This is a genomic window from Vibrio sp. QJM3NY_15 (genome assembly GCF_057785995.1).
In genome coordinates, this window is the sequence record NZ_CM173517.1 from 1,575,024 (window position 1) to 1,587,567 (window position 12,544).

Annotated in this window: 12 protein-coding genes; 9 read left to right on the forward strand and 3 right to left on the reverse strand. The window is 45.1% G+C overall.

What is annotated here, in order from left to right; translation table 11 throughout:
- Nucleotides 1-18 precede the first annotated feature (18 nt).
- The 8 genes from btuC to cydX all read left to right on the forward strand — a co-directional run bounded on the left by btuC (nt 19) and on the right by cydX (nt 8,667).
- Nucleotides 19-1,014, forward strand: a complete 996-nt coding sequence (gene btuC, locus AC3CKG_RS07040; protein ID WP_017104468.1) for a vitamin B12 ABC transporter permease BtuC — start codon at nt 19-21, stop codon at nt 1,012-1,014.
- On the forward strand, nt 1,001-1,759 hold the full coding sequence (gene btuD, locus AC3CKG_RS07045) for a vitamin B12 ABC transporter ATP-binding protein BtuD (RefSeq protein ID WP_488529093.1): 759 nt from the start codon (nt 1,001-1,003) through the stop codon (nt 1,757-1,759). The genes btuC and btuD overlap by 14 nt, the downstream gene beginning before the upstream one ends.
- A 57-nt stretch (nt 1,760-1,816) precedes the next feature.
- On the forward strand, nt 1,817-2,176 hold the full coding sequence (locus AC3CKG_RS07050) for a DUF6559 family protein (RefSeq protein WP_488529094.1): 360 nt from the start codon (nt 1,817-1,819) through the stop codon (nt 2,174-2,176).
- Between the two features lie 368 nt (nt 2,177-2,544).
- Nucleotides 2,545-4,017: a lytic polysaccharide monooxygenase gene (locus AC3CKG_RS07055; RefSeq protein ID WP_488529095.1), complete on the forward strand. Its 1,473-nt coding sequence runs from the start codon at nt 2,545-2,547 to the stop codon at nt 4,015-4,017.
- A 208-nt stretch (nt 4,018-4,225) separates the two neighbouring features.
- Entirely contained in the window at nt 4,226-5,644 is a 1,419-nt protein-coding gene (locus AC3CKG_RS07060) for an aminotransferase-like domain-containing protein (protein WP_488529096.1), read from the forward strand.
- A gap of 175 nt (nt 5,645-5,819) precedes the next feature.
- Nucleotides 5,820-7,406, forward strand: coding sequence for a cytochrome ubiquinol oxidase subunit I (locus tag AC3CKG_RS07065; RefSeq protein ID WP_488529097.1), 1,587 nt, complete (start codon nt 5,820-5,822; stop codon nt 7,404-7,406).
- A 12-nt stretch (nt 7,407-7,418) separates the two neighbouring features.
- Entirely contained in the window at nt 7,419-8,555 is a 1,137-nt protein-coding gene (gene cydB / locus AC3CKG_RS07070) for a cytochrome d ubiquinol oxidase subunit II (RefSeq protein WP_488529098.1), read from the forward strand.
- Nucleotides 8,556-8,565: 10 nt separating this feature from the next.
- A complete protein-coding gene (cydX, locus tag AC3CKG_RS07075) occupies nt 8,566-8,667 on the forward strand; it encodes a cytochrome bd-I oxidase subunit CydX (protein WP_004734907.1) in 102 nt (33 codons plus the stop codon).
- A 71-nt stretch (nt 8,668-8,738) separates the two neighbouring features.
- Here the strand turns inward: cydX and AC3CKG_RS07080 are convergent, their stop codons facing one another.
- The 3 genes from AC3CKG_RS07080 to AC3CKG_RS07090 all read right to left on the reverse strand — a co-directional run bounded on the left by AC3CKG_RS07080 (nt 8,739) and on the right by AC3CKG_RS07090 (nt 10,689).
- Nucleotides 8,739-8,972 carry a hypothetical protein gene (locus AC3CKG_RS07080; protein WP_102307308.1) on the reverse strand — a complete coding sequence of 78 codons (234 nt, stop codon included), beginning with the start codon at nt 8,970-8,972 and terminating at the stop codon, nt 8,739-8,741.
- A 59-nt stretch (nt 8,973-9,031) separates the two neighbouring features.
- Nucleotides 9,032-9,751, reverse strand: coding sequence for a hypothetical protein (locus AC3CKG_RS07085; protein WP_488529099.1), 720 nt, complete (start codon nt 9,749-9,751; stop codon nt 9,032-9,034).
- A 98-nt stretch (nt 9,752-9,849) separates the two neighbouring features.
- Nucleotides 9,850-10,689, reverse strand: coding sequence for a LysR family transcriptional regulator (locus tag AC3CKG_RS07090; RefSeq protein ID WP_102307306.1), 840 nt, complete (start codon nt 10,687-10,689; stop codon nt 9,850-9,852).
- Nucleotides 10,690-10,882: 193 nt separating this feature from the next.
- On the opposite strand from AC3CKG_RS07090, the gene gntH reads away from it, so the two are divergent.
- A complete protein-coding gene (gene gntH, locus AC3CKG_RS07095; protein ID WP_017068281.1) occupies nt 10,883-12,508 on the forward strand; it encodes a guanitoxin biosynthesis MBL fold metallo-hydrolase GntH in 1,626 nt (541 codons plus the stop codon).
- Nucleotides 12,509-12,544 lie beyond the last annotated feature (36 nt).

The following is a 12,544-nucleotide window of genomic DNA, read 5'->3' on the forward strand; positions in this document are numbered from 1 at the left end:
ATTTCAAAGTAGCTTGATATGGATTTCCAACAACTTCTTCACCAAAAACAGCGTAAATGGACCCGAGCCATTTATCTGATGGCAGCACTGCTTGTCGCGCTGAGTGCAATTTACCTAATGGTTGGCGATCTCTTCATTTCCCCTCTGGGCACCTTGTCCACGTTAGAACAAAAACTACTGATTGATTTACGCTTACCTCGATTATTGGCGGCTATTGCCATCGGGGCAGGTTTAGCTGTATCTGGCGCAAGCTTACAAGTCTTATTGGGTAACGTATTGGCAGAGCCGGGTGTGCTTGGTATTTCTGGCGGTGCAAGCTTGGCGATGGTGATCGTGCTGTTCTTCTTGCCGTTTGCTCCTACACCAGAACTCTTCATGGTCGCTGCCGTTTTAGGTTCGCTCTGTTTCACCGTGATACTGGTGAGCATGGTAAAAACGATGCGACTGACCACAGCCAAATTACTGCTAGTCGGTGTCGCGCTAGGTATTCTTTCTGGCGCGATGGTGACATGGGCGTTCTATTTTAGTGATGACTTAAGCCTACGCTTGCTGATGTATTGGCTGATGGGCAGCTTAGGTGGCGTAACTTGGTATCAACACTCGCTTACGTTAGTGATGATCCCTGTGATTATTTGGCTGTGTCTACAAGGTAGTAAGCTAGATAAGTTAATGATTGGCGAGACTCATGCTGCACAACTGGGCGTGAACGTACCGAGATTACGTTGGCGTTTAATCTTCGCCGTGTCTATTTTGGTGGGCTGCGCGGTTGCCTTAGGTGGCGTGATAAGCTTTGTTGGCTTGGTTGTGCCACACTTATTGCGTTTAGCGATTGGTACCGACAACCGATACCTTCTTCCTTTGTCTGCTGTTGCTGGTGCAGCACTGCTGGTGTTTGCTGATATCTGTGCGAGAACCTTATTAGATTCCGCAGAGCTGCCTTTGGGTGTGATGACCACCAGTATCGGTGCGCCTATCTTCATTTGGATGTTAATTAAAAATCATGATTCAAATTAAGAGCCTGAGCGTCGGCGCTCGTTTATTACCACTATCATTTGAGCTCAAGCAAGGGCAGGTGACTCATGTCATCGGTCCGAATGGCAGTGGTAAAAGTACCTTACTCGAAGCGATATCTGGCGTTGGTGATGGCTACAAAGGTGATATAAAGCTCGACGGACAAGACTTATCAGCATTATCACTGCAAGACTTATCATTACACCGTGCTTATCTGTGCCAAAGCGCAAGGCCAGCCTTCAACTTAGAAGTGTTCCAATACCTTGCATTGTCACTACCAAGCTCCTCACTCGGCCTTGATACTGAAATCAACGCAGCTTTGGAAGAGATAAGCCAGATGTTGGACATCACAGACAAACTTCATCGTTCCATTCAAACCTTGTCTGGTGGTGAATGGCAACGCGTTCGTTTAGCGGGAATGTGCCTGCAAATTTGGCCGACACTTAACCCATACGCGAAGTTGTTGATTCTCGATGAACCTGCTGCGCCATTGGATATTGCCCAAGAAGCGCTGCTGTATAAGCTTATCGAACGAGTGGCTGATAAGGGCATTGCGGTTATTATGGCTAACCACGATCTGAACAGAACCCTAAGACACGCAGACCAAGTTTTGCTGCTCGACAAAGGCGTACTTCAAGCATCAGGTAGTGCAGAACAAGTTCTTACGCCTGAACAGCTAGAGTCTGTGTTTAACACTGAAGTCAAAAGTATCTCAGTCGATAATCAAACTTATCTATTGTTTGGTTAGAGAGTGCGTTTGGCTAGATGGATTCTTGGGTTAAAGGCGAGTTGTAAAGGATCAAATATGTTTAGATATATTCAACGACGAAGGATCAAAAAGGTGATTAAGTTACTGTCTGCAAAGATGGTACAGAGTTACGGAAGCCGTGATTTTTTCTCGATCGGTCAAGTCGAAACGAGTTCTCGTGAATTGAGCAAACGCCAACAGCAAATCGCATTGGCTTTGTTTGCTGATCCACAAGATTTAGATGTTGAATTGGTTCCTATTATCCAGCTGTTACGTAACGATGTGTCTCATGACTTCTTCGGCGGCGAGAATTACACCGCGCGCGATGTGCTCAATCTTTTGGGTGGCGGCGGCTGGAAGGGCGGTCGTATGGACGACGACATGTCACATCGCATGGGCATGCATAGCCGCTATTAAGGTCTTCTCATTATTTTACTAAGTACATCTTCAAAAAATCGGCTTAATCATTAAGCCGTTTTTTATTCACTTTGAATATTGTTTCCTCAATCAACACAGAATACTGAGATCCAATAATTCGAAGCAACATCATCTATCTACAACGCTTTTGTTTGAGTTGTGTGACTCTGATTCCTATCAATATAAAACCCGCTGTCATTGATAAAATTGACGTATATATTTTTCGTTGTTCTTCAATTAAAAACTATAAACCTTCGAACTGCAATTTAGGTTGGTAAGTGACCAATTTATGTTGTGTGCAGGGTAAAATAATAGAGAGTGGGAAAGTGAAAACAGCAAATAATAATATTCTAAAAATAGCAGTGGGGATGGCTATGCTATCCAGCGTGCCATCAGTGGCAAACGCTCATGGCTGGTCTGAATTTCCAAGTGCACGTCAGAATACGTGTTACGAGCAGGGCGGAGTTTGGTCAGGTACGCCACCAAATGCGGCATGTGCTCAAGCAAAAGATATTTCAGGGTCATATCCGTTCGTTCAACGTAATGAATATGCGAAAAACATCCAAGATTTCAACAATATCAATGCTGTAAAGGCTGCGATTCCAGACGGCACTTTGTGTTATGCCAATGATTCGCAAAAGCGTGGTATGGGCGCACCTCATACAGGTTGGACTCGCACCGAGCTAAGCACTGGTACATTTGAATATGTATTCAATGCGACTGCACCACACAACCCGTCATTCTGGGAGTTCTATCTAACAAAACCAAACGCAGACCTAAGCAAAGGCCTAGCGTGGGGTGATTTAGATCTTATCCAAGAAGTGGGCAATGTTCCTGTAAGCGGTGGCAAATACCGTATTAACGTGACGATTCCATCTGACCGTTCTGGCGACGCAATCTTATACGTACGTTGGCAACGTGACGATGCCGCGGGTGAAGGTTTCTACAACTGTTCAGACATCACAATCGCGGGTGGTACAACTCCTCCCCCAGAGCCGGGTCCTGAGCCTGATCTAGTCCGTGGCGACCTGTTTGTTTCTGACCAGTTTGGAACGCCAGAAGTTGGTGATACGGTTAAATACGACATCATCAACAAGTACGGTGAAGTAGCGCGTAGCTTCGACATCGTTATCGACGCTTCAAACGTTAACGATTGGGCTCGCTTGTTGGCTTCAGAAATTAACGGCTGGCATGAAGAGTTCAAAGATGGCGCGATCTTCATTGGTGACTGGCACGCTGAAATGCAGCACTACATGTATTTCCAAAACGATCCTTCACGTAACTTCTTCAACTCAAAGGATAGTCGTGCTTCTGGTCAGTTAACGTTGATTGATGGTGGCGACGGTGGTGTGGAACCATTGAAAGGCGACATCTACGAGCTAGTGAAGAGTGACAACGTAGTGAATGCTGGCGACAAAGTTGTAATTGCAACAAGTGAAGCGGCGACATTAACTCAAACTCAAGGTTCTGCTGTAAGCATCCAAAATAACGGCACTGCGTCAGTTGTCTTAGATACGACTGGTATTGTAGCTAATGAAACCTTGTCATTCATGGCTAGTTCTATTGAAAGTGATAGTGTTGAAACCTTCACGTTCGAAGTGATTGCCGATGACGGTGGTGTAACACCAGACCCAGATCCAACGCCGGATCCTGATCCGACTCCTGACCCAGACCCTACGCCAGATCCAGGCACTTGGGATTCATCAGCGACTTACCTTGGTGGCGAAGTAGTTACGTATTCAAACCAGTCGTGGAAAGCACAATGGTGGGTTCAAGGTGGTACAAACCCTAAGGCGACCTACGAAAATGATCAGTGGGGCGTTTGGCGTCCAACTAACTAATCGGTTAATTAATCTTAACTAAGCAACTTGTAACTAAGACACCACACTTTATCGATGAGTGTGGTGTCTTTTCTTGTGGGAGATATAAACAAGTCGACGCTAAAGGTAATTGGGTTTAGGGTAGGGCTTTGTTATACCTGAATGTCCGAGTACTTCGAATATCCACGGTTTTGTAATCTTTTGAACATTAGATAGAAAAGACTTTTTGATGAAAAAATCTCAGATACTCGCCAATACAATCAAGAATCAGATAGAACAAAACATCTGGCTGAGTGGTGAGAAGATCCCATCAATTAGAGACGCATGTAAGCGCTACAAACTCAGCATTGAGACGGTACTGCAAGCCTATCAACAGCTTGAAGACCAAGGCTATGTGCGTTCAAAGCCTAAGTCTGGCTATTTCGTGTTACCGCGTAGAAATGTATTCACCTCAGAACACACGCAACAAAAAGCCATCAAGCCGTATCCCGTTAAAATCAGCGACCTGCTTTACGATGTGCTTCAACGAGCCAAAGACCCTAGCATCATTCCACTTAGCTCGGCATTTCCAGATCCTGCTTTGTTTCCACATCAAGCGTTGTCGCGCAGTTTAGCCAATGCCAGTCGTCAAATGCCCGATAACAGCATGCTTACTAATTTGCCACCGGGCAGTGAAACGTTACGCAGGCAAATCGCTCAGCGCTATCAAGTTGGTGGGCTAGATGTATTGCCCGACGATATTGTGATCACGTCTGGGGCAATGGAAGCACTTAACTTATGCCTGCAATCCTGTACCGAACCGGGTGACTTAGTCGCGATAGAGTATCCTGCGTTTTACGGTGTGTTACAGACTATTGAAAGGCTTAATCTTACCGCTGTTGAGATCCCGACCGACCCTGAAACTGGTATCGATTTAGATGTATTGGAGTCGGTGTTTGCTTCAATGGACATCAAAGCATGTTGGTTCATGACAGAATCGCAAAACCCTGTTGGCTATTCGATGAGTGATAACAACAAACAGCGACTCGCCGAGTTAGTGAATGACCATAAGATCCCAATGATTGAAGATGATGTGTATCGTGAGCTTCACGTTGGAAACCAAAGTTCATTGCCAGCCAAAGCTTATGACACTGGCGAGCAAATCATGCTGTGTGGTTCGTTTTCCAAATCACTGTCGCCGGGCTTTCGAATTGGTTGGGTAGTTGCAAGGAAACAAGCGTTAAAGATTCAGAGATTGCAGCATCTATCGACACTCTCCAGCAGTATTCCGATTCAGCTTGGCTTGTCTCACTATCTGACATTTTATAGCTATGACAACCATCTTAAAAAACTTCGCAAGCTTTTGAATGAAAGGAAGAAGGCACATGTAGCTCTTTTAGAGTCCAGTTTGCCTAAGAGTGCTCTGATTCACGAAAGCCAAGGTGGTTACTTCCTTTGGATAGAGCTGCCTCATTCTGTTTGTGTAGAGAAGCTTTATGAGCAAGCACTTGAAAACAACATCTCTGTTGCGCCGGGAATTATATTCAGCAGCGACAAAAAGTTCTCTCATCATATTCGTCTCAACTGCTCGTACGCTTGTGACGACAAAATAGCAGAAGCCATTCGTACGCTAGGTAGTTTGATTCAGACCATGGAATCACAAGCCTAAGTCGTTAGTCGATCCTCGACTATGTTTGCCTAAAATCTAACTTGTCACTCGTCGTATAATTCAATCTGTTCTGTTTTTTAACAGCTCATCTGTTCTAGTTTGGTTTGTTCGAACTGTGCTGAAATACGCTCCAATTCTTAATATGAAAGCCATCATTATGATGTTTGGAGCTTAAATGTTTGATGTAGTTGAATTGTCGCGTTTACAGTTTGCGCTAACCGCTATGTTTCACTTTCTCTTCGTCCCGTTAACTATTGGTATGTCTTGCTTACTGGCGATCATGGAGTCGATCTATGTGCTTACCGGTAAGCAAATTTATCAGGACATGACTCGCTTTTGGGGCAAACTTTTTGGTATTAACTTCGCTTTAGGTGTCACGACCGGATTAACCATGGAGTTCCAGTTCGGCACCAACTGGTCTTATTATTCTCACTATGTTGGTGACATCTTTGGTGCTCCTCTCGCCATTGAAGCCCTTGTCGCATTCTTCCTCGAATCCACCTTTGTTGGACTGTTCTTCTTCGGCTGGGAAAGGCTTTCCACACGCCAACACCTTGTCGTGACTTGGCTGGTGGCGTTGGGCTCTAGTTTCTCTGCATTATGGATTCTGGTTGCTAATGGTTGGATGCAAAACCCTATTGGGTCGGAGTTCAATTACCAAACCATGCGTATGGAAATGACCAGCTTCGCCGAAGTGGTGCTCAACCCAGTTGCTCAGGTTAAGTTCTTACACACAGTCGCCTCAGCTTATACTTGCGGTGCGATGTTTATCCTTGGCGTGAGTTCATACTACTTGCTGAAAGGTCGAGATGTTGCCTTTGCCAAGCGCTCTTTCGCTGTGGCGGCGTCCTTTGGAATCGCTTCAATTATCTCAGTAATCGTACTTGGTGATGAATCTGGTTATGAACTGGGTGACGTTCAAAAAGTAAAACTCGCAGCGATTGAAGCGGAATGGCACACCGAACCCGCACCTGCGGCGTTCACCTTGTTCGGGTTACCAAACCAAGAGGAAGGCAAAACTGACGTCGCTGTGAAAATTCCTTATGTGATGGGGATTATCGCAACGCGATCTTTGGACGAGCAAGTGACGGGTCTTCATGACTTGCGTGATCAACATTTAGTACGTATTCGAAACGGTATTATTGCTTATGAATTGCTAGAGCGTTTGCGAGCTGGCGATACCTCACATGAGACGGAACAAGCCTTTGATCAAACCAAGCACGACCTCGGCTATGGCTTATTGCTCAAGCGATACACAGATACAGTGACTGACGCTACCGAACAACAAATCCAACAAGCAGCCGATGATTCAATTCCAACTGTGTGGCCTCTGTTCTGGTCATTCAGAATCATGGTGGGTTGTGGCTTCGTTATGTTGTTTGTTTTTGGCGCGGCTTTCTTACAAACCTACCGTAAAAACATTACTCAAAAGCCTTGGTTATTGAAGGCGGCACTTTGGTCAATTCCATTACCTTGGATTGCGATTGAAGCTGGCTGGTTTGTTGCGGAATACGGCCGTCAGCCTTGGGCTGTGGGTGAAATTCTCCCTGTTTCGGTCGCGGCATCGTCGCAAACCGTTGAGAACCTACTTACGTCTCTCGTACTAATTATCAGCCTCTACACGGTCTTCATCATTGTTGAAAGTTACTTGATGATTACCGTCGCTAAAAAGGGCCCAAGCAGTTTGAAAACGGGGCGTTATCACTATGAACAAACAACAACATCACTTGAAGCCAAGTTGGCACAACAAGTTCAACAATAAGGTGACTGACTCATGTTCGAATATGACACATTGCGTTTAATTTGGTGGGTGTTAATCGGTGTTTTGCTGATTGGATTTATGACCACCGATGGTTTTGATATGGGAGTGGGGGCGTTGTTACCGTTTATTGGTAAAACCAACTCTGAAAGACGAGTGATGATTAACTCTATTGCACCCCATTGGGACGGCAACCAGGTGTGGTTAATTACCGCAGGTGGCGCTTTGTTTGCAGCTTGGCCGTTAGTGTATGCGACATCGTTTTCAAGCTTATATGTTGCGATGTACTTGGCGCTTATCTCATTGTGGCTGCGTCCTCTTGCACTTGAATACCGAGCCAAGATAGATAACAACCAATGGCGAAAAGTGTGTGATTTAGCGATTTCGTTTTCAGGCTTCTTTCCACCTATCTTGTTTGGTGTCGCGTTTGGAAACTTGATGCAAGGGCTTCCGTTCTCGCTCAATAGTTTGCTTATGGTTGAATACCACGGTTCGTTTGTTGATTTGCTTAATCCGTTTGCGCTGTTGTGTGGCGTCGTTGGGTTATTGATGGCGTTGTTACAAGGCAGTACTTGGCTAATGATGAAAACCACCGATGCGCTATACACAAAGGCAAGATTGATGGCGCAGGTAAGTGCAGTGTTTGTGGCTAGTCTCATGGTGCTAGGTGGTTTAGCGATAAGCCACATTGATGGTTATTTGGTTGCCAGTGAGTTGAACCATAGCGCTGTTTCGAATCCATTAAACAAACAAGCGATAGTAGAAACTGGTGCTTGGTTAGCTAACTTTGAGATTTACCCTTGGATGTGGTTTGCGCCGATTGGCAGTGTGCTTATTCCGCTATTAGCTTTGATCAGCGCAAGGTTGAAATGGGATGCGATAGCTTTTGTTAGTTCAAGCCTGACTAATGCTTGCATCATCTTAACGGCTGGCTTTTCGATGTTCCCATTCATTATTCCGTCGAGTGTTAATCCAAGCCATAGCTTAACCCTTTGGGATTCGACATCAAGCGAACTGACCTTGAACATCATGACAGGCGTAGCATTCGTGATGGTGCCAATCATCCTGTGTTACACCGCTTTTAGTTATCGCACCATGTTTGGACGACTCGATAACGAGTATGTCGAACGCAACGGCAATTCACTGTATTAAGGAGTTTCTCATGTGGTATTTTGTTTGGATATTAGGCTTATTCCTAGCCTCTGCATTTGCAGTTTTGAATGTCATTAGCTTAGAGAAAAGTGACTCAGAAACTGAGTTCTGATTGACGTTTGATTCATAAAAAGAGCAGAAGCATGAGTTTCTGGTCTTTTACGTTTATAGTGTGTTGACGAATTATTCCAGAATAAGGTTTTCTTTAATCTCATCGTTAAGATACTCCTGATCAAAATCTGGTGTAATGAATTCGTCGAAGGAGTTATCTAGGTAGCTGGTCTCTAGATGACTCATCTCTAGATAATGGCAATCTAAGTGATCAGCACTTGCGTAGGTGGGAATCGCAGAAAACAAAACGATACTGATCGCAGCAGCGATATTAATGACTTTGTTACGTTGAGAAGTAATTTTCATAGTAGTGCCCTCGAAAGGTGGGCAAATCCATCTGCCTATGAGAATTGAATCTGAGATGTTTAGAAGTCGTAAGACAAACCAAGAGTGATGATGCTGTCGTTGTCGATCGGACCCATCGATTGGCCGTTCAAGTAAAGGTCACCTTCGTTAGTGTTGAAATAGGTGTATTTCACGTAGGGTGTCCAGTCGTCGATGCTCTTAGAGAGAACGACTTCGTGTTCATTGGTTCGGTAGTCGCCTTGATGAAAGATGACGTTGTCATCGTTGTGAGTAAATCCGCCATTGGATCCATCACTGTTTTCGTGAGTGTATTGGTAAGCTAAACCCCAGCCTGAGAGTGAGTACCCCGCACCGGCGATGAACTTATTGGTGTTGATCGTGGTGTCGCTTAGATTCTCGGGTACTTGCCCTGACTGGTTATATCCCAATCCACTGAATACATTGAAGTTGTCGTTCACTTGGTAATCAATAATACCTTCGATTAATAACTCTTCACCGTTGTCCCATTTACCGAGTTCACCGTATAGGTTGAACGTGAAGGACTCGCTGATGTGAAAGTCGTGGCCGTACCCCGCTGCTAGCCAACCTTGGTCATCAAAACCTATATAGACTTGTCCATTTTCTGAGGTATCGATTAATGCGCCAGCTTCTGTGGTGTAGACACCGTTATCAGCAGCATTAGAGGCAACGTTTTGTTCGATGTAAACTTGAGTCGAACTCGCAAACGCTACGCTGCTGAGTAACGTAAGTGGTAGAGCAATAAGGTTAAGCTTTCTCATGGATTCTCCAGTGTCGTTCTATTGAATTAACTTGCTGGAGAGTATGTGATTAAACTGAATTTATATTAATAGGGTTAACTTTAGTTAAAACCTCAGTTTCATTTATGTTTTCTTAATGCTGATTTGATTGCTTCGCGGGTTTTGATGTGCTGTTCGTCTTTAGCGTAACGGCGGTGATAGAGCATTCGAAACGTGAGCGGTTTTAATTTGATGGGGATAGGGTGAACGCGTAAGCCAAGCGCTGGTGCGAGCATTTCTGCAAAAGAACGAGTAGAAGCGGCGATATAATCTGTCGTGCTTGCCAAAATCAGCATGCTTGAAATTGAGCTGGTTTCAATTCTGACTTTTCTCGGCTCGATATCGCTCTCTGATAAAAACTCGACTGTGTTCATGTTGGCGCGTTTGATCTTGAGTGCAATATGCTCCTCTTGGAAATACTCCTCTTTACTCAGTGTCTCACCAATTCGAGGGTGGTTGATTCGAGTCAGACACACGGGTTCCTCATCGACGATGGTTTCTTCAATCAATGAGTGTTTCTTACTCGAAAGTACATCAATGACGATATCCACTTTTTGTGCAGTAAGCGCATCAAACAGTTCTTCCTCTTCGAGCGGCGCTTCCGTAAAGCTTACGCCTTCAACCTGGCTAACGAAATGAAGCAAGCTCTCTGTGCAATAGACTTTAAGGTCATTCTTTTGCTGCTCAACCGTTCCAATGATGTTCAATGGGTCTTCTATCTTATTAGCGAGTGATACCGCAGCTCCAGTGGGCGCGATACCTCGTCCTTCTCTCACAAATAAAGCCTTGCCCACGACACCTTCGAGTCTCTTAATCGCCGCGCTTACCGCGGGTTGAGAAATATCGAGCTGCTCTGATGCCACGGTGATAGAGCTGTGTTTGTAAACGGCCAAAAATGTCGTCAGTAGATTAAGGTCCAAATTCAGTTCCCTCTATTCTTATTGCCACTCATCCAGATCATTGTGGGGTCGTTGTTAACTCATAAATGAAATGGAGGTTTTAAGTAAAGTTTACACTATATATCAAGGTTCTGTTTATTAATAAACTTGTTTGCATCGGAGTGAGGAAGGAACTTCATTCATTTACTAAATACTCAGACCGATAGGTGAAACTATGAGAACTTTCGCAAAATTATCAATCATCTCTACAGCAATGATCATCACGACAACCGCTTTTGCTGCTGACCCAATGATGCAATACAACACCAAGCAGACTAACTCTGATATTCAAAAACTCGAGAAATTTGAATATCACGAGGGTGAAACCCTTGAAGAGTATCTGAGCACTCAACCTAAGGGGAACTTGTACTCTTCAGAAGAAGAAGTGCTTTCTGTGTTAATGGGCGGTGTAAACAATGGTGACTATCGCAAAGAAACCAATTCAGGTTGGAAAGAAGGCCTGATGTTTGAGGGCATTGCACCTTATGGCGATCACATGGTGTCGGGCGCCAACTGGTTCCCACGCACTGAAGAAGTTCAACCGGATGAAATGCGTGTCACGTTCATGGGGACATCACCAATGATTCGCCCGGGGCAGGCAAACACCTCGATATACGTCGAATTGGGTAACGGCTCTAACTTTGTCTTTGATTTAGGAGAAGGATCAATTGCGAACTACGTAGCGGCGGGTGTCGCGATGAATGAACTCGACCATATATTCATTACTCACTTACACGTAGACCATTACGGCTCGTTACCTTACCTATATCAATTTGGTGGTTGGAATGGTCGCTGGGAAAAGCCGCTTAACATTTATGGCCCGAGTGGTGCGACTCCAGAATATGGCACTCGTCATATGATTGAAGGCATGCAGCAAATGTTGAACTGGCACACCGATGCATTTGATGTGTTCCCATCAGGCAACGACATAGTGGTACACGAGTTTGATTTCCGCGACGACGGTGGCGTTATTTATGACCAAGATAATGTGGAAGTGATTCACTGGCGACGCAGTCACGCAAAAGATGGCGCGTCTGGTTACCGCTTGAATTGGACTCAAGATGACGGTCGAGTGCTTTCGTTTGTTTGGACAGGAGACGGGCGCCCAACCGAGTTGGATTTGAAATACGCAAAAGGCGCAGACTTGTTCATTACTGAACTGCAAACCGAAACGTTTGGTGTGTCTTCGATTATTCAAGGTGTGCCGCCATTCTTAGCACGTTACACCGTTGATACTCACCATACACCAGCGTACGCGGCGGGTTATGTGGCGAATGAAGTACAACCGCGCTTGTTTATGACAACGCACATGACATTCGACCCATATCTTAATGAGGAAACCGTTGCAGAGGTTCGCCACCATTGGCAAGGGCCTTACCACTTCGGTGCGCCAGATGGCATTGTCGTTAACATGACCAAAGATAATGCGTGGGTTCGTGAAGGTATTTTACCTGACTTCCCGAATGCGAGAGCGCCACAATTTGATATGGCCGATGGGTCTGATTTTAGAATTCCATTACCGAAAAACAGCCGTGAAGACATACAAGAACAAGAGATTCGTGATTTAGAGTTGGATCCAAAACTGTACTACCCAGAAGGCTACCACCCAGAGCTGTTAACAGAGTGGCCAGTCGACCGTGACATCGTGATCCCAGCTGAACAAGTACCAGAAGCAATGAAGCAAGGTATGAACACCAAGCAAGAATACATGGATAGAGTGCGTGCTCACCACAATCTTGAGCGCAAGTCGGTAAGTCGTCCAACTGAGCCTGGTGAAGGAGCAGGAACCGATAACAAATAGGGCATTTGTAGTGAGGGCTGATGTGCCCTCACATCC